General features: G+C 73.4%; 16 protein-coding genes. 11 read left to right on the plus strand and 5 right to left on the minus strand.

The features are described 5' to 3' along the window. Position 1 precedes the first annotated feature (1 nt). Complete coding sequence (locus LCN96_RS54250) at positions 2-3,397, minus strand: M28 family peptidase (RefSeq protein ID WP_225270191.1); 3,396 nt, start codon at positions 3,395-3,397, stop codon at positions 2-4. Between the two features lie 263 nt (positions 3,398-3,660). Here LCN96_RS54250 and LCN96_RS57040 point away from each other — a divergent pair, with 263 nt between their 5' ends. The 4 genes from LCN96_RS57040 (at position 3,661) to LCN96_RS54275 (ending at position 9,154) form a co-directional block, all read left to right on the plus strand. Further along, complete coding sequence (locus tag LCN96_RS57040; RefSeq protein ID WP_263657419.1) at positions 3,661-6,918, plus strand: BTAD domain-containing putative transcriptional regulator; 3,258 nt, start codon at positions 3,661-3,663, stop codon at positions 6,916-6,918. A 152-nt stretch (positions 6,919-7,070) separates the two neighbouring features. Continuing rightward, the gene (locus LCN96_RS54265; RefSeq protein WP_225270192.1) at positions 7,071-8,207 is read left to right on the plus strand and encodes an FAD-dependent monooxygenase; all 1,137 of its coding nucleotides are present in this window, start codon (positions 7,071-7,073) and stop codon (positions 8,205-8,207) included. Between the two features lie 33 nt (positions 8,208-8,240). Continuing rightward, complete coding sequence (locus LCN96_RS54270) at positions 8,241-8,810, plus strand: hypothetical protein (RefSeq protein WP_225270193.1); 570 nt, start codon at positions 8,241-8,243, stop codon at positions 8,808-8,810. Positions 8,811-8,968: 158 nt separating this feature from the next. Beyond that, positions 8,969-9,154 carry a hypothetical protein gene (locus tag LCN96_RS54275; protein ID WP_225270194.1) on the plus strand — a complete coding sequence of 62 codons (186 nt, stop codon included), beginning with the start codon at positions 8,969-8,971 and terminating at the stop codon, positions 9,152-9,154. A gap of 100 nt (positions 9,155-9,254) precedes the next feature. On the opposite strand, the gene LCN96_RS54280 is transcribed toward LCN96_RS54275, so the two are convergent. Then, entirely contained in the window at positions 9,255-10,355 is a 1,101-nt protein-coding gene (locus LCN96_RS54280) for a serine hydrolase domain-containing protein (RefSeq protein WP_225270195.1), read from the minus strand. A 104-nt stretch (positions 10,356-10,459) separates the two neighbouring features. Here LCN96_RS54280 and LCN96_RS54285 point away from each other — a divergent pair, with 104 nt between their 5' ends. Further along, on the plus strand, positions 10,460-11,098 hold the full coding sequence (locus LCN96_RS54285) for a TetR/AcrR family transcriptional regulator (protein WP_225270196.1): 639 nt from the start codon (positions 10,460-10,462) through the stop codon (positions 11,096-11,098). Here LCN96_RS54285 and LCN96_RS54290 read toward each other — a convergent pair. Continuing rightward, positions 11,079-11,879 carry an N-acetylmuramoyl-L-alanine amidase gene (locus LCN96_RS54290; protein WP_225270197.1) on the minus strand — a complete coding sequence of 267 codons (801 nt, stop codon included), beginning with the start codon at positions 11,877-11,879 and terminating at the stop codon, positions 11,079-11,081. The two genes, LCN96_RS54285 and LCN96_RS54290, sit on opposite strands and share 20 nt — an antisense overlap. Positions 11,880-11,988: 109 nt before the next feature. Here LCN96_RS54290 and LCN96_RS54295 point away from each other — a divergent pair, with 109 nt between their 5' ends. Further along, a complete protein-coding gene (locus tag LCN96_RS54295; protein ID WP_225270198.1) occupies positions 11,989-13,353 on the plus strand; it encodes a N,N-dimethylformamidase beta subunit family domain-containing protein in 1,365 nt (454 codons plus the stop codon). Between the two features lie 75 nt (positions 13,354-13,428). Here the strand turns inward: LCN96_RS54295 and LCN96_RS54300 are convergent, their stop codons facing one another. Continuing rightward, entirely contained in the window at positions 13,429-15,039 is a 1,611-nt protein-coding gene (locus LCN96_RS54300; protein ID WP_225270199.1) for a carbamoyltransferase family protein, read from the minus strand. Positions 15,040-15,271: 232 nt separating this feature from the next. Between LCN96_RS54300 and LCN96_RS54305 the strand changes: the two genes are divergently transcribed. The 4 genes from LCN96_RS54305 (at position 15,272) to LCN96_RS54320 (ending at position 19,591) form a co-directional block, all read left to right on the plus strand. Beyond that, positions 15,272-16,756 carry an APC family permease gene (locus tag LCN96_RS54305; protein ID WP_225270200.1) on the plus strand — a complete coding sequence of 495 codons (1,485 nt, stop codon included), beginning with the start codon at positions 15,272-15,274 and terminating at the stop codon, positions 16,754-16,756. A gap of 23 nt (positions 16,757-16,779) precedes the next feature. Next, positions 16,780-17,445, plus strand: coding sequence for a GNAT family N-acetyltransferase (locus LCN96_RS54310; protein WP_225270201.1), 666 nt, complete (start codon positions 16,780-16,782; stop codon positions 17,443-17,445). A gap of 109 nt (positions 17,446-17,554) precedes the next feature. Then, the gene (locus LCN96_RS54315) at positions 17,555-18,670 is read left to right on the plus strand and encodes an alkaline phosphatase PhoX (protein WP_225270202.1); all 1,116 of its coding nucleotides are present in this window, start codon (positions 17,555-17,557) and stop codon (positions 18,668-18,670) included. Positions 18,671-18,739: 69 nt separating this feature from the next. Next, the gene (locus tag LCN96_RS54320; RefSeq protein ID WP_225270203.1) at positions 18,740-19,591 is read left to right on the plus strand and encodes an SGNH/GDSL hydrolase family protein; all 852 of its coding nucleotides are present in this window, start codon (positions 18,740-18,742) and stop codon (positions 19,589-19,591) included. 9 nt (positions 19,592-19,600) lie between these two features. Here LCN96_RS54320 and LCN96_RS54325 read toward each other — a convergent pair whose 3' ends face one another. Further along, positions 19,601-20,788, minus strand: a complete 1,188-nt coding sequence (locus tag LCN96_RS54325; protein ID WP_225270204.1) for a PucR family transcriptional regulator — start codon at positions 20,786-20,788, stop codon at positions 19,601-19,603. A gap of 142 nt (positions 20,789-20,930) precedes the next feature. Here LCN96_RS54325 and LCN96_RS57045 point away from each other — a divergent pair, with 142 nt between their 5' ends. Beyond that, the gene (locus LCN96_RS57045) at positions 20,931-24,347 is read left to right on the plus strand and encodes an AfsR/SARP family transcriptional regulator (RefSeq protein ID WP_263657420.1); all 3,417 of its coding nucleotides are present in this window, start codon (positions 20,931-20,933) and stop codon (positions 24,345-24,347) included. The last annotated feature ends 57 nt before the right edge of the window (positions 24,348-24,404 follow it).

Here is a 24,404-nt window from a genome sequence, read left to right on the forward strand (position 1 = left end):
GCTAGACGGTGATGCTCCACGAGTCGAGGTACCCGGTGTCACCCGAGTAGACGTCCTCGATGTCGAGCACCCAGGCGCCCGCCGCCTGCTGGCTCACCGGGACGGAGAACGTCCTGGTGCCGTACGGGGTGCAGGTCGTGCCGCCGTACCGGTCGACGGCGTACCAGGTGCCGTTGGGCCCGCGCAGCCAGATGTCGAGGTCCTCGGCGCAGGTGTGGCTGATCGTGATGGACAGCCGGACCGGCGTGGTCGCGGTGCCCGTCGCGGTGGAGGTGATCGAGCTCTGCGTGTTGCTGAAGTCGTAGATCGGATAGTCGGTGTTGTTGGTGAACGTCCTGCCGCCCGAGGTGCCCTGGACGGTCAGCGCGTACGTCGTCGTCCGCGTGGCCGTCTCGCCCGTGCCGGTCACCGTGACGGTGTAGCTGCCGGCCGGGGTGGTGGGCGCGGTCGAGATCGTCAGCGTGGAAGAGCCGCCGGAGGTGACCGAGGCCGGGTTGAACGTGGCCGTGGCCCCGGTCGGCAGGCCGGAGGCCGCCAGGTTCACGGTCTGGGCGGTGCCGGCCGTGGTGCTGGTGCCGATGGTGGACGTGGCCGCCGAGCCCGCCTGCACGGTGCCGCTCGCCGGGTTCGCCGAGATCGAGAAGTCACGGGTGGGCGGGGTGCCGCCGACCGCCTGCTTCCAGACCGCGTACATGGCCGCGTCCGCCGCCCGGTCCAGGACGGTGTCGTTGATGTTGGAGGTGGTGTCGCAGGAGGCGTGGTAGCAGGGGTCGTACGCGCGCCCGGCCGTGCCGCCCCACTTGGCGGCCTGCGCCGAGGTCTTGGTGGCGCTGGCGCCGGCCGCGACGCCGGAGCTGGCGATGCCCGCGTTGCGGAAGGAGGCGTCGTCGGAGCGGTTGGCGCCCTCGACGTTCTCCTCGGGCTGCAGGCTCAGCCGGTCGTAGAACTCCTTCAGGTACGCGGCCCCGGCGGTGTTGATGTTGTTGATGAAGTAGCCGCCGTTGGTGGAGCCCGTCATGTCGTAGTTGTAGTAGACCTGGATCCGCTGCCGCTCGGCGGCGCTGAGCGAGGCCACGTAGTACTCCGACCCGTTGAGCCCCTGCTCCTCATCCGTCCACCAGCCGAACCTGACGTGCTTGGCCAGCGTCGGGTTGCGCTGCGCGAGGGTCAGCGCGACCTCCAGCAGGTTCGCCGAGCCGGAGGCGTTGTCGTTGATGCCGGGCCCGGCCGCCACGCTGTCGAGGTGCGCGCCGGACATGATGACCTGGTTCGCGTCGCCGCCCGGCCAGTCGGCGATCAGGTTCGGGCCGGCGCCGCTGCTGCAGTAGGTGGTGGTGCAGCTCTGCCTGACCACGGTGTAGCCGGCCGCGCGCAGCCTGTCCTCGAGGTACGACACCGACTGCAGGTACCCGTTGCCCGTGGACCTGCGGTTGCCGCCGTTGCTCGTCGCGATCGACTGGAACTGCGCCAGGTGCGCCTTGACGTTGGTCAGGCTGATGTCCGGCGGGTCACCGGGGTTCGGCCCCTGGCCGACGGTGAGGGTGTAGGTCGCGGTGTGCGAGGTGGTGCCCGTGCCCGTCACGGTGATCGGGTACGTGCCCTGCGGCGTGCCCGAGCCGGTCCGCAACGTCAGCGTCGCGGAGTTGCCCGAGGTCACCGACGTGGGGCTGAAGGTCGCCGTGGTGCCGGACGGCAGGCCGGAGGCCGACAGGCTCACGGTCTGCGCGCTGCCGGACGTGGTCTGCGTGTTCACCGTGGCCGTGACCTGCTGCCCCGGCGTCGCGCTGCCGGAGGACGGGTTGAGCGTGAGCGAGAAGTCGTTGCCCGGGGTGCCGCAGGCGGGCTCACCCGACGCCGCCGCCACGCTGACCGCGCTCCAGGCGGCCTTGGTGGTGTTGCACTCCACGCTGCTCGCGCCGTACAGCTCGATGACGGCCGCGACGGAGGCGGCGCGGACGTTCGTGTAGCGCCAGGTCGAGGTCTTGCGGGACAGGGCGCCCATGAAGATCTTGCCGGCCTTCTGGATGCCGATGCCGGTGACCGACGAGGGGCCGCCGGAGCAGATCGGGCTGGACGGCTTGCCGCCGCCCGGGTTGTTGCCCTCGGCCAGCAGGTAGAACCAGTGGTTCAGCGGGCCGGCCGCCGCGTGCACCTCGGTGCTCGGGATCGAGGAGGACCAGCAGTTCGGGTCGCCGAGCGCGCCCGGGTTGTACATGTTGCGGATCGGGCCCTGCCCGACCAGGTTGACCTCCTCGCCGACCAGGTAGTCCGGCGGGTCGTTGGGGTTGTTGGCGTAGTGCTCGGTGAGCGCGCCGAAGATGTCGCCGGTGCCCTCGTTGATGCCGCCGTTCTCGTTGCCGGAGCCGGCGCCGCCCGGGGTGGTCTGGAAGATCGCGTGGCCGTACTCGTGCGCCACCACGTCGATGGGGGTGGCCTGGGCGGTGTTGGCCTGGTTGTGGCCGAAGTTGGTGTAGCTGCCGTTCCAGTAGGCATTGACCTCGTTCAGGCCCACCCGGGCGGGGAAGCCGCGGCCACTGCCGTTGATGCCGTTGCGGCCCAGCCAGTCGCGCAGCATCTCCCACTCGCGCTGCACGCCGTAGAGCGCGTCCACGCACGCGGTCTCCAGGTTGGTGCCGGAGCCGTTGCCCCACGCGTCGTCCGTGCCGGTGTAGGCGCTGCCGTTCTGCCCGCCGCACTGGATGCCCGGCCTGGTGGTGTCGGTCATCGAGTACGAGCTGCCGGAGCCGCTCGTGCCGATCGTCACCTGGCCGTTGTAGTAGCCGTTGCCGGTGCCCGCGCGGACGAGGTCGTAGGAGTCGGCGATCTTCCCGGTGCGCGCGTCCACGAACACGTGCTGGATGCTCGGCTTCCCCCCTGTGACGCCGCTGACCACGGCCTCCCAGGTGAGCCGGGGACGCTCGCCCCAGGCCAGCACGACCAGGCGCGGCTCGCCCGTGTCGTCCACCCGGTCCAGCCGCGTCCGCGCCACCTCGGTGGCCTGGCCGGCGGTGATCGTGGCCCTGGTCGGCACGCCCCGCGTGGTCGGCCCGGACGCCGCCACCGTGTCCCTGACGTGCCCCGCCGCGTCGGTGACCACGACGGCGTCGCCGCCGACCATGGGCAGGCCCTTGTACGTGCGCTCGTACGCCACGTAGTACATGTCGCTCGCGCCCGGTGTCACCGAGACCCTGCTGTACGCCTCGTCCGGACCCCTGGTGAGCTCGTCGAGCTGGCTGGAGACGGCCTTGTCGGCGACCGCCGCCGCGAGCGAGGCGGGATCGGCCGCCTGCGCGCTGGCCTGCTTGGCCGCCCCTGGAGGCGCGGCGTGCGCGGGTGACACCACGGTCGCAGTCGTGGCGATGGCCACGACTGCGGCGAGTAAGGCTTTGCGTTTCACGGCTGTCTTGCTCCTTTCGGCGGTTTCCCTGGGCCGCCGGGCGCTGGTGGGCACGCGGCGGCCCGCGCGTAACCCGGGATCGCCTGGGTTCGCGGTGGTGTCAGGGAAAGGGGGGTGATGGGGGGTGACGGGAAGCGAGCGGACCGTTTCGCCTTGTGCCGCCCGACGCTAGGCCCTCGGTGACGGCGGGAAAATACGTATGTGCATCGGTAGGCATACCGATAATTCCGTTTCGCCAGGTGAGGTGGGGGACAATCGGAGGCGTGCAGTTCGGCGTCCTGGGTCCGCTCGCGGTCCGTCGCGCCGACGGCGAGGGGATCGCCGTCGGCGGGCCCCGGCCGCGCGCGCTGCTGGCGATGCTGCTGCTGGACGCGGGGCGCCTGGTCAGCCTCGAACGCCTCATCGACGGCCAGTACGGCGACCGGCCCCCGTCCGGTGCGGCCAACGCCGTGCAGGCCCAGGTCTCACGGCTGCGGCGGCAGCTGCCCGCCGGCCTGATCGAGTCCCACGGGACGGGCTACCGGCTGGCCGCCGAACGCGACGCCGTGGACGCGCACCGCTTCGAACGGCTGGCACGCGAGGGACGCGGGCTGCTCGCGGCAGGCCGGCACGCGCAGGCGGCCCGCGTGCTGCGGGCGGCGCTGAGGCTGTGGCGCGGCCCTGCCTTCGCGGACGTGGCCGACGCGCCGTTCGCGGGGCCGCAGGTGGTGCGGCTGGAGGAGCTGCGGCTGGCCGCCACCGAGGACCTGCACGAGGCCGAGCTCTCCCTGCCCGACGCCGGGCCCTCGGCCGGGCTGCGCGAGCTGGTCACCGCCCACCCGCTGCGCGAACGCGCCCGCGGGCTGCTGATGCGGGCCCTGCACGCGGCGGGGCGGCAGGCCGAGGCGCTGGCCGCGTACGAGGAAGGGCGGCGGCTGCTCGCCGACGAGCTCGGCGCGGACCCGTCACCCGAGCTGGCGGCCCTGCATCTGGAGATCCTGCGCGGGTCGTCGTCGCCGGAGCGTCCGGCACGGGCGGTGCTGCCCGCGCAGCTCACCAGCTTCGTGGGGCGGGAGGAGGAGCTCTCCCGGCTGGCCGTCCTGCGTGCGGCGCGGCTCGTCACGATCGTGGGGCCGGGAGGCACAGGCAAGACCCGCCTGGCCATCGAGGCCGCCACCCGCTACCCGCCCGCCACGGTGGTCCCGTCGCATGACGGCGGTGGGGTCGCGCCCGCTGCCGGTCCGGTGGCGTTCGTGGACCTGTCACTCGTGGACGCCCCGACAGACACGCGCACCGGCGCGCAGGTGGTGCAGGTGGTGCTCGGGGCGCTCGGATTGCGGGAGCCCGCGCTCAGGCCGGCCGCCGGTGGGCCGGAGCCCGTCGAACGGGTCGTGGCCGCGCTGGCCGGGCAGGAGCTGCTGCTCGTCCTGGACAACTGCGAGCACGTCGTCGGCGAGGCCGCCACGCTCGCCCGCCGCCTGCTCGCCCAGTGCCCCGGCCTGACCGTCCTGGCCACCAGCAGGGAGCCGCTGGGCATCACCGGCGAGCACCTCGTCCCCCTCTCGCCCCTGCCCACCCCACCGCCCGGCGCGGACGACCCGCTGGCCTACCCGGCCGTGCGGTTGTTCGTCGACCGGGCGGCGGCCGTGCGGCAGGGGTTCGCGCTCGGGGAGCACAACCTGGAGGCGGTGCTGCGGATCTGCGCCGCGCTCGACGGGCTGCCGCTGGCCATCGAGCTGGCGGCGGCGCGGGTGCGGACGTTCGGGGTGGCGGAGATCGCCGATCGGCTGGCCGAGCACGGGCGGTTCCGGCTGCTCTCGCGCGGCGACCGCACGGCCGCCGCCCGGCACCAGACCCTGCACGCGGTGGTGGAGTGGAGCTGGAGCCTGCTCGGGCCGGAGGAGCAGGCGCTGGCCAGACGCTTGTCGGTGTTCACCGGCGGCGCGACGCTGGAGGCGGTCGAACACGTCTGCCGCGACGACGACGGCAAGGGGGAGGATCCGGCCGGCGTGCTGGCCGACCTGGTGGACAAGTCGTTGGTCGAGACCGACGGCGAGCGGTACCAGATGCTCGACACGATCCGCCTGTTCTGCCTGGAGCGGCTGGCGGAGGCGGGTGAGGAGGAGCGGCTGCGGCGCGCCCACGCCGCCTGGTTCCTGGACCTGGCCGGACGCGCCCACGAACACCTCTACCGGGCCGAGCAGCTCACCTGGCTGGCCTCGCTGTCGGCCGACAACGCCAACCTCCAATCGGCCCTGCGCTGGAGCGTGCGGCACGACAGGCCGACCGCGTGGCGGCTGGTGGGCACGCTGGGCATGTACTGGTGGCTGACGGGGCGGCGCGGCCAGGCCGTCCGGCACGCGGAGCGGCTGCTCGACGCCGCCGGGGCCGAGGTGCCGGCCGGGCTGGCGGAGGAGTACGTGCTGGCCGTGCTGCACGCCGTGCCCGGCACCGGTTCGCCGCACTGGGAGCGGGCGAAGCGGATCGTCGGGGCGCTGGACCGGCCGATGCGCTACCAGTTCGGGGTGGCGCTGTGGGGCATGCTCGCGGGCCCGCCCGAGGGTGGGCTGCCGGCGGCGCGGAAGCGGTGGGCGATCAGGAACGATCCGTGGAGCCGCGCGCTCGACCGGCTCGGCGTCGCGCTGATGACGCTGCACGACGGGCTGCTCACCGAGGCGGAGACCCGGATGGAGCAGGTGCTGGCCGACTTCGGCGCGCTGGGCGAGCGGTGGGGCATGGGGCAGGCGCTCGACTGGCTGGCCCTCATCGCGAGCTGGCGGGGCGACTGGCGGCGGGCGATGGAGCTGTGGGAGCGGGCGCTCGCCCTGTTCGCGGAGCTGGGTGCGCTGGACGAGCTGGCGGACGTGCTGAGCAGGCGGGGCAACGCGCACTGGCGGGCGGGCGACGCCGAGGCCGCGCGTGCCGACAACGAGCGGGCGGGCGAGCTGGAGCGGCGGCTGGGGCGGCCGGAGCTGATGGCCTGGGTGCAGCTCCAGCTCGGGGACATCTCGCGGCTCCAGGGTGATCTGCCCGCGGCGGCGCGGCGGCTCGACGCGGCGCTGTCCGGCTCGGGGACCGGCGCGTTCACCGCCGGTGGGACGAGGTCGCGCGTGTTCACCGCGCTGGGGCGGCTGGCCGCTGCCCGGGGGGATGCGGAGGAGGCCGGGCGGATGCACGCCGAGGCGCTGGCGGGGGCGCTGGGCTCGCCGCTGGCCAGCGACGTGGCGGAGGTCGCGGAGGGGCTGGCCGGTCACGCCCTCTTCCAAGCGACCCACAGCATGGTGCCCGCCGCTCCGGAGCTGGGGCCCGGCTCGGGGGCTCCGAAGCGGCGGGAGGCGGGTGCGCGGCGGGCGGCGGTGTTGCTCGGGATCGGGGCGGCGGTGCGGGGCATGGCCGTGGCCGGGGATCGCGACGTGGCCGCGACGGCGGCGGGAGCCACCCGCGTGCTCGGGCCCGAGGCGTTCGCGGCGGCGTACGCGAAGGGGGCGGCGATGAGCCGGGAGGAGGCGCTGACAACCCTGCGCGCCGCCATCGACCGGTAGCAGCCGCGCCCGCTCGCAGCCGGGCCCGCTCGCAGCCGGACCCGCCGCAAGTCGCCCTCGCCGAAGGCCGTGCCTCTGCTCCTGACAGCCGCATCCGCCGTTGTCAGCCGACAGTCGCCCCACTGTCAGCGCCCCCCGCCAAACTCCCCATCATGCGAAACGTTCTCATCTCCGGCGCCAGCATCGGCGGCCCCGCCCTCGCCTACTGGCTCACCCGCTACGGCTTCAAGGTCACCGTCGTGGAGAAGGCCCCCACTCTGCGCCCCGGCGGCCAGGCGGTGGACTTCAAGGGTGAGACGCATCTCACCGTGTTGCGCCGCATGGGCATCCTGGACGACCTGCGCCGCGTCCAGACCGGTGGCACCGACCAGGAGATCGTGGACGCGAACGGCCGCAAGCTGGCCATCCTGCCCGGCGAGTTCACCGGCGGCGCCCTGGAGATCAAGCGCGGCGACCTGGCCAGGATCCTGTACGACCGCACCGCCGCCGACTGCGAGTATGTCTTCGGCGACTCGATCACCTCCCTCACCGACACCCCCGGCGGCGTCCAGGTCACCTTCGAGCGCACCACCCCCCGCACGTACGACCTGGTCGTCGGCGCGGACGGGATCCACTCGAACGTGCGCCGGCTGACCTTCGGCCCCGAGTCGGACTATGTCCGGCACCTCGGCTACTACTACGCCCTGGTGGACATCGACGGCGACTTCGGCGGCAAGCCGCAGCTGTACAACGAGCCCGGCAGGATGGTGGCGACCGGCGGGCCGAAGGCGCCGGCGTTCTTCGTCTTCGCCTCCGGGCCGCTGAGCTACGACCGCTACGACGCGGGGCAGCAGAAGGAGATCCTCGCGCGGGCGTACCGGGGCATGGGCTGGCGGACGCCGCAGATCATGGCGGCGGTGCGGCACTCGGACAGCGTGTACCTCGACTCGATCAGCCAGGTCAGGATCGACCGCTACAGCCAGGGCCGGGTGGCGCTGCTGGGCGACGCGGGCTACGGCAACACGCTGGGCGGCTTCGGCTCGGGCCTGGCGATGGTGGGCGCGTACGTGCTGGCCGGCGAGCTGGCGGCGGCGGACGGCGATCACCGCCCGGCCTTCGCCGAGTACGAGCGGCAGTTCAAGCAGTACGCCAAGATCGCCAGGAACGGCAACGCCGGCCCCTTCCTCGCTCCCGCCACGGCGGCGCGCATCCGCATGCGCAACATGATGTTCAGGTCGAGCTTCCTGATGGGTCTGATGACGAAGATGGGCGACAAGTTCGCCACGGACATCGCTCTCAAGTCGTACTGAACTTTCGGCGCATCAACCGCATCGAACACCGGCATGAGAACCACGCACATGCTCGCGGCCCTCACCACGGTGCCGGTCGCCGCCGCCCTGATCGCCCTGCCGGCCCAGGCCGCCACCTCCTCCGGCCCCGCCTGCCCGGCGCCGACCAGGGCGGAACTGAAGGGGACGGAGACCGACACACCGCCCAAGGGCGCCAAGGCGCTCAGGGGCGTGCGCGTCCGTCACCTCCCGAAGGGCTTCACCAACGGCTCGGTGTCGGCGATGAAGCACGACGGCATCACCGAGTACGGCTACACCTGGTCCGACAACCGCGACGACCTCGACCGCGCGCACCGTTCCCTGTGGGTGCGGGTGGTGTGCTGGCCGAAGGCGAGCAAGCTGGCGCAGCTGAGGAAGCTGCCCGTGGACCTGGGCACGTTCACCAACACGGAGGGGGCCGTGCGGCTGGGCGGGCGTACGGTGCTCAAGAAGGAGGGGGACGGCGCGCTCGGTCACGGCCGGTACGTCGGCTGGGTGGAGCGCAAGGGCGTCGTCGTCACCGTGATGGTCAGCCAGCCCCTGGTGCCCGAGCTCGCCACCATCGTCAAGGGCATCAAGCTCTGACTTCAGCGCCCCGGCGGCCGTGGGGGCGGTGACTCCTGCCCCTGGCGTACGGAAATACCGCCGCATGACCGATGCGATCGAGGGGAATGCCTGTGCATCCTGGTGGGGACGGGTCCGGCGCGGACCTCGTTCCGGACCTGGAGAGGAGTCACGAGGGCATGGACAACGCGGCAGGCCGCCCTACCGTGATCTTGGACAACGGCGTCGTGGGCCGGGTCGTGCTGGCCCACCCGTACCGGCGTGACCTGGTGCTGGTGCTCGGCATGGACGGCACCCTGCTGAGCTGTGAGCTCGACTACATCGCCTGTGTGGTCGGCGGGGCGCCGCTGTGCCGCGACGGCTGAGGCGTGGCCGGCGGGCCGCCACGCCTCCCAGACGGCTGCGGCCGGGCCAGTCACGAAAGCCGGGCCAGTCACGAAGGCCGGGCCGGCCATGGAGGCCGGGTCAGCCACGCTCGACGAGCCCGCCGAGCAGCTCGGCCGCCGCGAAGTCGTGGGTGAGCCTGTTCTTGGTGAGCGCGAACGTGGTGCCGGTCGCCGTGTCGGCCCACGCCGTGCTGCCGCCGGCACCGCCCACCCCGAACACGGTCGGCGACTGCTCCGGCGTCCTGCCGGGCGCGCCGATGTTGAAGCCCAGGCCCCACGCGGACGGCATGCCGAAGACCTCGTCCATGCCGCTCGACACGACGGCCGTCACCTCACGGAGCCGCTCCTCGCCGATCAGCCGCACGCCGTCCACCTCGCCCAGCAGCGCCGCGTACATCCGCGCGACGGCCCTGGCCGAGGTCTTGCCGCCGGCCGGGATGTCGGCCGACAGGTAGTCGGGCCGGCTGCCCAGCTCCGCGTTGGGCATCAGCGTCATCGGCGCGGCCTTGAACATCGGCAGGTCCGCCGGCATCTCGCCCCACGCGGACGGGTCCATCGGCGCGTCCTCCAGCCGGGCCAGCCGCGCGTGCTCCCGCTCCGGCATCCCGAAGTACAGCTCGTCGGCCACGCCCAGCGGCCCCGCGACCTCCTCCCGCAGCACCTGCGAGATGGGCTTGCCGGTGACCCGCCGCACGATCTCGCCGACGAGGAACCCGAACGTGTAGGCGTGGTAGCCCATCTTGGTGCCCGGCTCCCACCACAGCTCCGCGTCCTCAAGCGCGGCGACCATCGTCTTCCAGTCGCAGACGTCCTCGGGCGTGGTGTCGAGCGGCACGCCGGGCACGCCCGCCGTGTGCGAGAGCACGTGCCGTACGGTGACGGCCTCCTTGCCGTGCCGGGCGAACTCGGGCCACAGCTCGGCCACCCGCGTGTCGTAGCCGAACAACCCCCGCTCCACCAGCACGTGGGCCACGGCGGAGGTGGCGCCCTTGCCGATCGAGAAGTTGTAGAAGGGCGTGTCGGGCGTCACCGGACGGCCGGTCTCCGGATCGGCCACCCCGGCCACCACGTCCACGATCTGGACGCCGTCCCGGAAGGCGGCCACCTGGAGCCCGCGCTCTTCGCCCGACTCGACGAGCCTGTCGGCGGCTTCCTGCACCTGCTTCTGAAGATCACTCATGGGAAGTCCCTTCCTTGTCCGTCGCTGGAACTAGACGGTACAGTACTCACATCAGTACGGAACTGTCTAGTACTGTCAGAGGCAAGCGAACGAGAGGGCGGTCGATGGCAGCGGAAGAGGACGGCCGGACGGCACGCAAGCGCAGGCAGATCCTGGAGGCGGCGCTCCCGGTGTTCCTGCGCAACGGTTACGTGGGCACCAGCATGGACGAGGTGGCCTCACTCGCCTCGGTGTCGAAACAGACCGTCTACAAGCACTTCACCGACAAGGAGCAGCTCTTCACCAGCATCATCATGGACACCACCGGCCAGGTGGAGGGCCTCGCCAAGATCATCACGGCGGCGCTGGAGGACAGCGACGACCTGGAGAAGGATCTGGGCGAGCTGGCCCGCCAGTTCCTGGCCCGCATCATGAGCCCCGACGTGCTGCGGCTGCGCCGGCTGGTGATCGCCGAGGCCGACCGGTTCCCCGACCTCGGCCGCACCTGGTACGCCCAGGGCTTCGAGCGCTCGCTCAGGACCATGACCACGGCGTTCGAGCGGCTGACCGAGCGCGGGCTGCTGCGCGCGGACGACCCGGCCCTGGCCGCCGAGCACTTCGTCGGTCTGCTCCTGTGGATCCCGGTGAACAAGGTGATGTTCTCCGGCGTCGGTGAGCACTACTCGGAGGCCGAGCTCGACCGCCTGGCGGAGGCCGGGGTGGCGGTGTTCCTGCGCGCCTACGCTAGCCCAGGAAGCGCTTGATCCCGTCGGCCAGCGCGGCGGCCATGCGCTCGCGGAAGGCGCCGTCGGACATCTTGGCGGCGTCGCCCGGGTTGCGCATGTTGCCGCACTCGATGAACACCGCCGGCCGCTTCGACAGGTTCAGCCCGCCCAGGTCGGTCCGGGTGTCCAGGCCGTTCTTGGCGGTGTAGGTCGCGTACGGCATGCCGGTGCCCTCGCGGAAGGCGTCGCGGACGTCCCTGCCGAGCCTGGCCGACGGCTTGACCACGGCGTCGTTGTGCCCGGGCAGCAGCCCGGGCATGATCACGTGGAACCCGTGCCCGCTCGGCACGGCCCCGTCGCCGTGGATGGACAGCACCGCGTCGGCCCTGGCCTCGTTGCCGATCGCGGCCCGTTCGGTGACGCACGGGCCCACGCCCTTGTCGTCGGGACGGGTGAGCACGACCTTGGCGCCCATGCGCTCCAGGATCGGCTTCAGCCGCCCGGCGACGTCCCAGGTGAAGGCGTGCTCCGGGTAGCCGTCGTCGGTCTCGGTGCCGGTGGTGTTGCACGCCTTGCGGCCGGTGATGATGTCGACCTGGCGGTTGATCTCCTCGGGGTGCGAGGCGTTGCCGCCGTTGTGCCCCGGGTCGAGCACGACGGTCTTGCCCGCCAGCGGGCTCGCCGGAGTGCCCGACGGCGAGGCGGCGGGCAACGCCGCCTCCTGGGCTGCGGGCACGGCGCCGCCGCCGCAACCGGCGGACAGCACGGCGAGCATGGCGAGCATGGCCAGCGCCACGGGTCCGGCTCGGTGAGCACGCATGGCACCGACCGTACCGGGCCCAGGCACGCAATCCCAAGACCCCGCTGACCTGCGATTTCGTGTCGCGGCCGCGGGTTTGCCCGCCGGTCCGGCGGTGAGGGACCGGGGTGTGATCCGAGGTTACGCAGAGCAGCCGAGCCCACGCGCGGGCGGCCAGGTGACGTTGCGGGTGGCGACGGACGCGCCCCGGTTCAGGGTGGAGCTCTTCCGTTGCGGTGACGGGCTGACGCTGTGCGAGAAGTCGCCGTGGCTGCCCGGCGTGGACGCTCCCCCGCACCTGCCGTCCCACGACTGGGGCGAGCCGGGCACGGGGCTGCGCGGCGAGCACCTGCCGGCCTGGCCCGCCCACCCGATGCCGGCGCCCGCCGAGCCGGGCGTGTACGTCGCGGTGCTGGTGGAGGGCGACGGCGACGGCTGCGACAGGACCGACCCCGACCGGACGACGGCCGACGGGCGGGAGGCCAAGGCGCTGTTCGTGGTGCGTCCCGCGCGCCCGTCGGCCCGCGTGCTCTACAAGCTGCCGCTGCTGACCTACCACGCCTACAACCTGATCGACGGGCACGCCTACGACCCGGGGAGCGCGGCCGGGCACTGGTGCCTGTACAACCTGCCGCGCCCGGAGGAGGTGCCCGGCGGGCTCGCCCCTGGCGTGGGGCTGCACCGGCCCGGCGGCGGCACGGGCGCGACGCCGTACGACATCACGAACTTCGACCCCTACGACCCCACGCCGCGCCAGACCTACGTGCACTGGGACGGCCCGTTCGTGGCCTGGCTGGCGCGGCGCGGCTACGCGGTGGACCTCTGCACGGACCTGGACCTGCACCGGGAGGGCGCCGAGCTGCTGGAACCGTACCGGCTGCTGGTGAGCGCGGGGCACGACGAGTACTGGAGCGACGCCATGCGCGCGGCCGTGGCGCGGCACGTGGCGGGCGGCGGCAACGCGGCCTTCTTCGGCGGCAACACCTGCTGGTGGCGGGTGGTCTTCCACGACGCGGTCACCTTCTCCCGCGTCGGCTTCTGGCACGAGGAGGGCGCGCCGGAGAACGAGCTGATCGGCGTGAGCTTCCGCAACGGCGGCGAGCGCGACCGCGACGAGCACCCGGTGCCGGTGGGGTTCCGGGTGCAGCACGCCGATCACTGGGTGTACGAGGGCACGGGGCTGCGCGACGGCGAGGTGTTCGGGCTGGCGGAGAACCTGGTGGGCTACGAGTGCGACGGCGCCGCGTTCGACCGGGAGGCGGGGCCGCCGTACACGCCCACGGGGGCGGACGGCACGCCGCCCGGGTTCACGATCCTGGGCGTGGGCGACGCCAGGGCGAGCGGCTGGGGCCTGGGCAACGGCGCCGCCACCATGGGCCTGCACACGGGCGGCGGCACCGTCTTCAACGCCGCCACCACCGACTGGGTGCGCGGCCTGGCGACCTCGCCGGCGGTCGAGCGCATCACGGCGAACGTGCTCGACCGCCTCGGCTGAGGCTCACCCAGGCCGGCCTCGGTCGCAGCCGGCTGAGGTTCACCCCGGCCGGCCTCGGTCGCAGGCGGCTGAGGCTCACTCCGGGGGCGGCCTCGGCAGCGGCGGCTCCTCCTGCTTGCGGATCAGGTACGGCGGCATCGCCAGCGCGTGCATGCCGGTGTCGAGCAGCGTCCCGATCGAGTGCTCCGGCGTCTCCGTCAGCGGCTCGCCCGGCCCGTTCAGCGAGGTGTTGATCAGGACGGGCGTGCCCGTGCGCTCGTGCCACCTGTCCAGCAGCGCGTGCAGGAACGGCGTGCTCTCCCGGGTGACCGTCTGCAGCCTGGCCGTGCCGTCCACGTGCGTGATCCCCGGCAGCCGGTCGCGGTGCTCGGCGCGGACGGCGGCGGCGTACTGCATGAACGGGGCGGGCCTGTCCACCTCGAACAGCCGCTCGGCGTGCTCGGCCAGCACCAGCGGCGCCAGCGGGCGGAACCACTCGCGCCCCTTGACCTGGAAGTTGATGTAGTCCTGCATGTCGGGGTTGCGCGGGTCGCCGAGGATGCTGCGGTTGCCCAGGGCGCGCGGCCCCGACTCGCTGCGGCCCTGGTGCAGCCCGATGACGCGGCCGCTCTCCAGCAGCGTGACCAGCGTGCCGGGCAGGTCGGCCGGCTGCTCGGCGTACAGGCCGGCGGGCAGGGCGCGCACGGCCGCCTCGATCTCGCTCTCGTCGGGCTCCGGGCCGAGGAAGTCGTCCGTCCAGCGGAAGCGGCTGTCCACGCCGAGGCAGGCGATGAGCCCGTACAGGGCGCAGCCCACGGCCGTGCCGCCGTCGTGCGGGCTGGGCGGGATGAACACCTCGCGGAACGGCGACTCGCGGATCAGCCTGCCGTTGGCCGAGCAGTTGAGCGCGGTGCCGCCGGCGAAGGCCAGCGCGTCCAGGCCGGTCCGGGCGTGCAGCCAGGCGGTCACCCCGGCCAGCGCCCGCTCGAAGGCGCGCTGGCCGGCGGCCGCCAGGTTCGCGGCGCGGCGGAACTCCTCGCCGCCCGGCTCGTAGCAGAACGCCTCGCCCCGGCCGAACGTCTCCAGCCAGGCGGGCGGGATGTGCACCTCGTGACCACGTACGTCGAGGTCGGGCAGGCCCAGCGCGTCCGGGTCGCCGAACGGCGCCAGGCCCATCACCTTGCCCTCGTTGCCCTCGCCCTCGGGCCACATCGTCTTCGTCAGCAGCGCGTAGAAGCAGCCGAGCCCGGCGGGCCTGGCCCAGTCGCCGTCCCAGAGCTGCTTGGCCAGGCACTCCAGCCGCCCGCGCCCGCACCGGTAGAACGAGGCGACCTCCAGCAGGTCGCCGTCCGTGCCCGGCGGCAGCGGGACCTCCTCGGTGAAGTCCCGCACCCGGCTCCCCTGCGCGTCGATCACCAGCCCCGCAGCCTCCTCGAACGGCGAGGGGTAGAACGCGCTGTAGAGGTGGCTGAGGTGGTGCGAGACCAGCACGATCGGCGCGCCGTCCGTCAGGCCGAGCGTCTCGCGCACCTCCTCCTGGTACGCGGGCGCGTGCTCGATCTCGGTGTCGGACGAGTAGCCCTCCACGACCAGGTCCACCGGCTCCTTCAGCAGCGGCATGGCCGGCAGGTAACGGTCGGGCAGGTCGCCGAGGCGGCCCCAATGGTGCTTGCGCCGGCTGACGCGCTCCTTCTGCAGGCTGTACATGCCGGACTCGCCCACCGCGACGGCGATGGAGCCATCCTGGGTGCGATTTATACCGACGACGATGGGAAAATCCGCCATCTGCGATGCCTCCTGATCGTGATCACGGGCACCGATACCCCAGGGGAGAACAAGTGGATCTCCCAACCGCGTAAGGGACACGTCAGCAGCGCTAAGAAAAGCGTGGCCGGCGGGATGCTGGCCAGGATCGGCGAATGCCCGCACCATACGGGGCGTGCCGTCAACCTCCGCGCCCGGCGCCGGGCCCGACCCGGTGGCCGGCAGGCTCGCCGCCGACCGCCTCGGCGCGCCCACCGTCGTCTACTTCGTCCTGTCGGCCGCCGCGCCGCTCACCGTCGTCGCCGGGGTCATCACCACCGGGTACGCCGTCACCGGGATCACCGGGCTGCCGATCGCCTTCCTGGTCGTGGGCGCCGTGCTGGCGGTCTTCGCGGTCGGGTACGTGGCGATGGCCCGGCACCTGGCCAACGCCGGCGCGTTCTACACCTACGTCACCAGAGGGCTCGGCCGCCCGGCCGGCATCGCGGCGGCCTGGGTGGCGCTGATCGCGTACAACACGCTGCAGGTCGCCCTCTACGGCGCGTTCGGCGTGGCGACCGCGCCGCTGCTGGAAGGGTGGCTGGGCGTCACGCCCGCCTGGTGGGTCGTCTCGCTGGCCGCCTGGGCGCTCGTCGCGGCGCTCGGCCTGGCGCGGGTGGACGTCAACGGCCGCCTGCTGGCCGTGCTGCTGACCGCCGAGGTGGCGGTCATCCTGCTGTTCGACCTGGCCGACCTGATCAACCCGGCGGCGGCCGGCCACACCTTGGAGACGCTGTCGCCGGCCGCGCTGTTCGTGCCGGGCGTGGGGGCGCTGCTGGTGCTGGCGACGTTGGGGTTCGTCGGGTTCGAGTCGTCCGTGGTGTTCTCCGAGGAGAGCAGGCAGCCGCGGCGTACGGTGCCGGTGGCGACGTACGCGTCCGTGACGATCATCGCCCTGGTGTACGCGCTGTCGGCGTGGGCGATGACCGTCGCCACGGGGCCCGACGCCATCGTGGCCACCGCGCGGCGCGACCAGGCGGACACCATCTTCGTGCTGGCCGGGGCGCACCTGGGCCCCGTCGTGGTGGACCTCGCCAGGGTGCTCTTCGCCACCAGCGTCCTGGCCGCGATGATCTCCTTCCACAACACCAGCTCCCGCTACTTCTTCGCGCTCGGCCGCGAGCGGGTGCTGCCGGCCTTCTTCGCCAGGACCCGGGCCCGCAGCGGGGCGCCCCAGGCGGGCTCGCTCGCGCAGAGCGTGCTCGGCCTGGCCACGATCCTGTTCTACGCGGCCCTCGGCCTCGACCCGCTCGTGCGGCTCTTCTTCTACGGCGGCGCGTTCGGTGGGCTCGGCGTGCTGCTGCTGCTCTTCCTGACGTCCATCGCGATCATCGTCTTCTTCGCCCGGCAGCCGAGCGGCGAGACGCTCGGCCGGCGGGTGATCGCGCCCGTGCCCGCCGCGATCGCGCTGGCCGTGATGGTGTGGCTGGCGCTGGACAACTTCTGGGCGCTGCTGGGCGTGCCGGAGGGCGACGCCCTGGCGTGGGTGCTGCCGGCCGTCTACGGGGTCGCGGCGGCGCTCGGGGTGGTGTGGGCGTTCGTGCTGCGTGCCGGACGGCCCGCCGTTTACGCTGCGGTGGGGACGGGCGCCAAGGTCGCCGGCGTCCCCGACGGCGCTTGATCGACGAGAGGAGACCTGGGCCGATGGCAGAGACGTTCCCAGCAGGGCCGGCGGAGGCGTTCGGGCCGTGGCCGGTGTACCACCGCGAGAGCGGGGCGGCGTTCGCCTTACGGCCCGCCGTCCGCCTGGCGACGGCGGACGACGCGCAGCGGGTCGCCGAGCTGATCGCGACCGCCTTCGCGGGGCTGCGCCCCATGGCCTACCTGGTGCCCAGCCGCCGGGATCGGCACCGGGTCATGACCGCCAACTACCGGATCTTCGTGGAGCACGCCGTCGAGCACGGCGAGATCCACCTCATCGACGACGGCCCCGCGGTGGCGGTGTGGTTCCCCTACACCTCGCCGCTGCCCGCCCCCGACGACTACGACCGCAGGCTGGCCGCGGCCACCGGCGAGTGGGTGGACCGCTTCCGCACGCTGGACGAGCTGTTCGAGCAGAACCACCCGGCGGACCCGCACCACCACCTGGCGTTCCTGGCGGTGCACCCCGACCGGCAGAACGAGGGGCTGGGCACGGCCCTGCTGCAGTACCAGCACGCCAGGCTGGACGGGCTGCCCGCCTACCTGGAGGCCAGCGACCCGCGCAACCGCGACCTGTACGCCCGGCACGGCTACCAGGCACGCGAGCCGTTCGCGCTGCCGGACGGCACCCTGTACTGGCCGATGTGGCGGCCGGGGAGCGATTTGTGAGGCGTCACAGATTTGACCGCTGACATTTACTCCCCTGTCCAGTTCACAGAATGACGAGCATGGCTCATCGTGTGTCTGCGAATCCAACCGCGACCACGGGAGAGCCCACATGCGCCGCCGTACCTTCCTGACAGCCGTGCCCGCGTCGGTGGCGTTCTCGGGGGCGGTGTGGCACGAGGCCGTGGCGTCGGTGTCCGCCGGGGCGAGCCCGTACGGGCCGCTCGGCGCGCCCGACGCCAACGGCATGGCGTTACCCGCCGGCTTCACCGGGCGCGTGGTGGCCAGGTCGGGCCGCAGCGTCGGCGGCACGCTCTGGCACCCGGCGCCCGACGGCGGCGCCTGCTTCCCCGACGGCACCGGCTGGATCTACGTGTCCAACTCGGAGGTGCCGCTGATCGGCGGCGCCTCGGCGATCAGGTTCAGGGCGGACGGGTCGATCGAGCGCGCGTACCGGATCCTGAGCGGCACGAACCTCAACTGCGCCGGCGGTGCCACCCCCTGGAACACCTGGCTGTCGTGCGAGGAGATCTTCCGCGGCCGGGTGTACGAGACCGACCCGTACGGCACCCGCGCGGCCCAGCCCCGCCCCGCCATGGGCCGCTTCAAGCACGAGGCCGCCGCCTGCGACCCCGACCGCCGGGTCGTCTACCTGACCGAGGACGAGAGCGACGGCTGCTTCTACCGGTTCACCCCCACGACCTGGGGAGACCTGTCCAGCGGGCGGCTGGAGGTGCTGTGCGGCGACGGCGCCGGGTGGCGCGAGGTCCCCGATCCCACGCCCGGCGTGCTGGCGCGCCAGACCAGGCACCAGGTGCCGGAGGCCAGGCACTTCGACGGCGGCGAGGGCTGCCACTACGCCGCCGGCGTCTGCTACTTCACCGCCAAGGGCGACCGCAGGGTGTGGGCGTACGACACCGCCCGCCAGACCGTCACCGCGATCTACGACGGCACCGGCACGCTCGACGGCGTGGACAACGTCACCGGCCTGAGAGGCGACCTCTACGTCGCCGAGGACGGCGGCAACATGGAGATCAACATCATCACACCCGACGGCGTGGTGGCCCCGATCATGCGCCTCGACGGGCAGGCGCGGTCGGAGATCACCGGGCCCGCGTTCTCGTTCGACGGGACCCGGCTCTACTTCTCCTCCCAGCGCGGCACCAGCGGCGAGTCCGCGGGCACCGGAGGCATCACCTACGAGGTGACCGGCCCCTTCCGCCGCTGACCCCGGTCCTTCCGCGCCGACCGGCCACGGATTCCGCACCCCCCACCCCCCTGCCGGAAGGAGTCCCCCATGGTCCGCCGCACGATCCTCCTGCTCACCGCGGTCTGGCTCGCCCTCTCCCTCTCCCCGCCCGCGCACGCCCAGGCCGAGGTGTACGTGGCCCTGGGCGACTCGGCCGCCGCCGGCCCGCTCGTGCCCAACCAGATCCACCTCGGCTGCCTGCGCTCCGACCGCAACTACCCGCGCCTGACCGCCCAGGCCATCGGCGCCGCCACCTTCCGCGACGCGACCTGCTCGGGCGCCGAGACGGAGGACATGTACCAGCCGCAGAGCACCGAGCTGGGCGACGTGCCGCCCCAGCTCGACGCGCTCAGCCCGGACACCACGCTGGTCACGGTGCAGATCGGGGCCAACGACGTCGGCCTGACCGACTTCATCGAGGACTGCCTGAACCTGCTGCCCCCGCCGATCGGCGACGCCTGCAACGACGACTACAACGTGGGCGGCCAGGACAAGTGGCGGGTCGACACCGACGCGCTGCGGCCCCACCTGCTCACCCTGGTCTCCGACATCCGCGCGCGGGCCCCGCAGGCCAGGATCTTCATGGTGGGCTACGGCACCTACGCGCGCCGGGACGGCTGCTACCCGCGCGTGCCGATCATCAGGGCGGACGCGAACTACATCAGGGCCACGCTGATGTACTTCAACCAGATGCTGGCCGAGCAGGCCGCCGCGGCCGGCGTGGGCTTCATCGACCTGCAGACGCCGAGCGTCGGCCACGACCCGTGCGCCTCGGCCGGCACGCGGTGGATCGAGCCGTACGTGCCCGCCTCGCCCGCCGCCCCGTTCCACCCGAACGCGGCCGGGATGCGCGGCTTCGCGGCCGCCGTGACAGCGGCGGTCACGGGCGCCCAGCGGTGAGTCCGGCGCTCACCGGGGTCTGGTGAGGCGGCGGGCCGCCAGGGCGGCTCCGATCCGCTGGAGGTGGGCCGGGTCCATCGGGTCCAGCCCTGTCAGGACGACGACCCTGCGCAGGCGGTAGTCGACGGTGTTCGGATGCACGTGCAGCAGCTCGGCGGTGCGCCGCCGGTCCAGGCCCGTGTCCAGGTACGCCGTCAGCGTCGTGAGCAGGTCGGGGTTGTCGAGCAGCGGGTCGAGCAGCCCGGCCAGCAGCGCCGTGGCCTGGCTCGACCGGGTGAGCTGGTATTCGAGCAGCACGTCGGCCAGCCGGTAGCCGCCCGGCGGCTGCTCGAAGACCCGTACCACCTCCAGCACCTCCTCCACCAGGCGCGCCGCCGCCGGCACGTCCTGCGGCGGCGCGCACTCGGCGGCCAGCCACACGGGCACGCCCGCGGCCTTGGCCGCCACTCGCGCCAGCTCGCCGGGCTCCGGCTCCTCCCCCTGGAGCGGCACGAGCACCAGCCCGCCCGCCGGGTCGAGCGCGGGCAGCACCGGGTCGGCCGCGTACCGCTGCAGCGCCGTCCTGAGCCGGTGCAGCTTGCGCCGCCCGGCGACCGGGGCGCCCGGCCCGTCCTCGTCGGGATGCCGCCCGGCCGCCACGGCCAGCACCAGGTAGCGCGGCGGCAGCCGCACGCCGGCCAGCGCAGCCCTGTCGCCGCCGAGCAGCGCGGCGACCGTGGCGTGCATGGCGTGCTGCTCCTGGCTGAGCAGGCTCTCGCGCTCCTCCACGTACGCCGAGCAGACGGCGGCCGTGGCGGCCTCCATGTAGAGCAGGACGATCCGGCCGGCCTCCAGCACGTCGTCCAGGTCGTCCGGCCGGGCGCCCGCGAACAGCCGCTCGCACACCATCCGCGCCCCCAGGTGGTAGGCCGCCAGCAGCGCCTCCAGCGGCACCCCCTCCTGCGCCCGGCGGGCCGCCGACTCCCGCAACGGCGCCAGGTCGGCCCTGCCGGGCGGGCGGCGCTCCCGGAAGGCGCGGGAGATCAGGCGCAGGTTGTGCTCGGTGATCGCGGTGATGTCGCCGTCCAGCTCCTCCTTCGGCAGCCGCCGGTAGACGGGGAGCCGCTCGGCGAACCCCCGTACGAGCTGCCTGGCCAGCTTGGCGATCTGGCGGTCGAGCAGCTCGTGCATCGGGCACCCGGCCAGGGTGAGAACCACGCTCGAACCCTCCCAGATCCCCACGCGCCGGTGAAGGCCCCGCCGTGATTCACGGCAGCGTTCATGAAGTCATGGAAAGCACAGGCCGGATGTAACTTTTCACACAGTTCGCACCCCGGGTCCGCGCTTACCCTCTCGCGCTATGAGGCAGTCGCTGACCGTGCTCCTGCTCGGCTCGCCTGAGCTCTCCGTCGGGGGCACGCCCGTGGGCGTGCGCTCCGCCAAGGCCCGCGCCCTGCTCTGCTACCTCGCCGCCACGGCCGCGCCCCGGCCGCGCGCCGAGCTGGCCGCGCTCCTGTGGGGCGAGCGGCCGGACGCCAACGCCCGGGGCAGCCTGCGCCTGGCCCTGTCCGAGCTGCGCAAGGAGGTCGGCGGCTGGCTGGACGTCACCCGCGAGCACGTACGCCTGCGCGCGGCCGACGCCTGCTTCGTGGACCGCCGCCACCTCGCCCAGGCGCCCACCGTGGCGGAGGCCCTGCGGCTGTGGCGGGGGAACTTCATGGACGGGGTGTCCTTCTGCGACGCGCCCGCCTTCGCCGAGTGGCTGGAGTGCGAGCGCCGGGGGGTGCGGCTGCTGCTGCGCGAGGTGCTGCGTGGTGCCCGTGACGAGCCGGCCGAGCAGGTGGTGCGGCTGGCGTACATCGTGGCGGGGCTCGATCCGTACGACGAGGAGGCGCACCGGCTGCTCATGACGGCGCTGGCCCGCGCGGGGAACCGGGCGGGGGCGCTGGCCTGCTACGACGAGCTTCGGCGGCGGCTGGCGGCTGAGCTGGGGGTCGAGCCCGCCCCCGAGACCCGCGCCGTCCGAGAGCGCCTGGCGCCTCTGCCCGCTCCCGAACCGCACGCCGCCCGGCACCGCCCCGCGCCCCCACCCGCGCCCGAGACCCACGCCGCTCGGCACCGCCCCGCTGCCACCCGACGGGCCCCCGTGCCGGTGCCCGCCGCAGCCCTGATCGGCAGGGACGCCGAGGTCGAGCGGCTGCGTGCGCTGCTGGGCCGCGAGCGCCTGGTCACCTTGCTGGGGCCGGGCGGCATCGGCAAGACCCGCCTGGCCATCGCCGCCGCCACCCCGCCCCCGCTCCCGGCACCAGCCACGCCCCTCCCCCTCCCCATCCCCGCACCCGAGACGGCATTCGTCTCGTTCGCCGGTGTCCGCCCCGAGGCCGCCGTGACGACGCTGGCCCGCCACCTGGACGTGGACCTCTCACCCCCACGCCCCGCCCTCGGCCTCCTCCTGTCCGCCATGTCCACCCGCCCACGCCCACTCCTCCTCGTCCTCGACAACCTCGAACACCTCCCCTCCTTCGACCCGGTCATCAAGGAGCTGCTCCACACCGCCCCTGCCCTGCGAATCCTGACGACGAGCAGACGCCGCCCCGACCTCCCCGGCCAGGTGACGATCACCGTCGAAGGACTGAGCACCCCGGCAGCCGAGGCACTGTTCACGGCCAGGGCGCTCACGGCGTGCCCAGGCTTCGACTCGGATCGCGAGGCGCCCCTGGTGGCCACGATCTGCGCCGCCACCCGCGGCCTGCCCCTGGCCATCGAGCTGGCGGCCGGCCTGCTGCGCGCCGTCCCCTGCGCCGCCCTGGCCCGCCATCTCGACGCGGACCTCGGCCTCCTGGCGATCCCCGGCCCGGCCACCCGCTCGCGGCACGCCTGCATGCGCACCGTCTTCGAGACCTCCTGGCGCCTGCTGGACGAAACAGCCCGCCGCACGCTCGCGGCACTGTCGGTCTTCGGCGGCGGCTGCACCCTGGACACCGCCATCGAGGTCGCCCGCACCACCCCGGACGTCCTCGTCCGCCTGGTCGACCACAGCATGATCCAGCTCACCCCGTCCGGCCGCTACGCCATCCACCCCCTCATCCGGCAGTACGCCGCCGCCCACCTCACCCCCGACGAACGCCGGGCCGCGCACGACCGGCACGCCGACCACTTCGGCCGCCTGCTCGAACGGCACGCCGCCGCCCTCCAGGACGCCTCCGACACCGAGGTCACGTGCGTGCTCGGTGCCGAGCTGGACAACATCAGAGCGGCCTGGACGGCCTCGGGACGCCCCCGCTTCCTGGAGCTCTACTGGACGTTGTGCCTGCGGCTGCGCCTGTACGAGGAGTCGGCGGCCGTCCTGCGCCGGCACCTCGCCCGTACCGAGGAGGAACCCCGGCTGCGGGCCCGCCACCTGTGGATGGCGGGCACCAGCGAGCACCACCTCGCCAGGGAGCACGAGGCCACCCGCCTCGCCAGAGCCGCACTGGAAACGCTGGGCGAGCCGCTCCCCGAGTCCCGCCGCGGCCTCGCCCTCGCCACCCTGGCAGCCGCCGCCCGCCAGCTCGTGCACCGATTACTCCCACCCCGCCCCGCACCGGAAGACCGCGAAGCAGCCCAGGCCCTCACCATGCTGGCCAGGCTCGCCTACCACCAGCAGGACCTGCCCACGATGCTCGCCGCCTCCCTCCGCCAGCTCAACGCCGCCGAACGAGCGAGCGCCACCGGACGAACGCACACCACCGGCCAGGCAGGCACCGCCCGACGAGCACAGGCCACCGGACAGGCGCACGCCACCGACCACACCCCCGCCACCCAGCAGGCCGACGACGCCGCGCTCCTGGCCGAGGCGTACGCGAACGCCGCCACGATCGCCCGCGTGGCCGGCCGCCACCGCCTGGCCACCCGCTACGGCACCCTGGCCGACCAGGCCCTGGCAACCGCCCAACCCCCCACAGAGCCCGCACACCGCGCCCGCCTGGCCCGCGGCCTCGACCATCTCTACACGGGCGCGTTCGAGGCAGCCAGCCGATCGTTCGCCGAATGCCGCGCCAGGACGCTAGCCCCCCGCGTGGCGGAGAACTGCTCGGGCCTCCTCGCAGAGACGGCACTCTGGCAGGGCCGGTTCGAGGCGGCGGCCACGCTGTTCGCCGCCACGGCCGACCTGGCGGCCGGACGCCTGGGCGGCGACGACCTCGCCCGCCACTGGTGCCTGACCGGCCAGGCCGAAGCCCTGCTGCGGCTGGATCCGCCACCCCCGGACCACATCAGGCAGGTCCTGACGGCGGCCCGCGCCTCGACCGAGCGCCGCCGCGCCCAGGAGAAACAACGCGGCCTCCGCGACGGCCCCACCATGCGCACCATCCAGGACATGCGCCTGCTCACCGCCACCGCCCGCCTCCACATCCTGGACCGCGGCAACGAGCGGAACGACGACGCACGACAGGTGCTCATGGAGGTGCTCACCCTGGCCGGCCGCCTGCCGTCCCGCCACCGCGGCATGCTGGAGTGCTGGTCCGGCCTCGCCGACCTGCTCTGGTCCCTCGACCCCTGGCCCGACCGCGCGACCACCCGCCTCCTCCACACCCACCTGACCAGGTACGCCACCAGGAACCCGGGCGCCGCGGCCAGACTCGGCTGGGCCCGCGCCCTCGTCCTGACCGCCGCGGGCAGGAGGGCCGCGGCCCGCGAGGCGGCCGAGCACGCCCTGACCACCGCGACCCGCCTGTCCGCCCCCTACGACCGGCGCAGGGCGGAGACGATCCTCCGGCACCTGCGCAGCACCCGATAGGCCCTCTCAGAACCGCGCCGCCGAACGCTAACGCCAACCGAGCATGAAAGTTTCACG

Origin of the sequence: Nonomuraea gerenzanensis, assembly GCF_020215645.1 — a bacterium.
GTDB lineage: Bacteria > Actinomycetota > Actinomycetes > Streptosporangiales > Streptosporangiaceae > Nonomuraea > Nonomuraea gerenzanensis.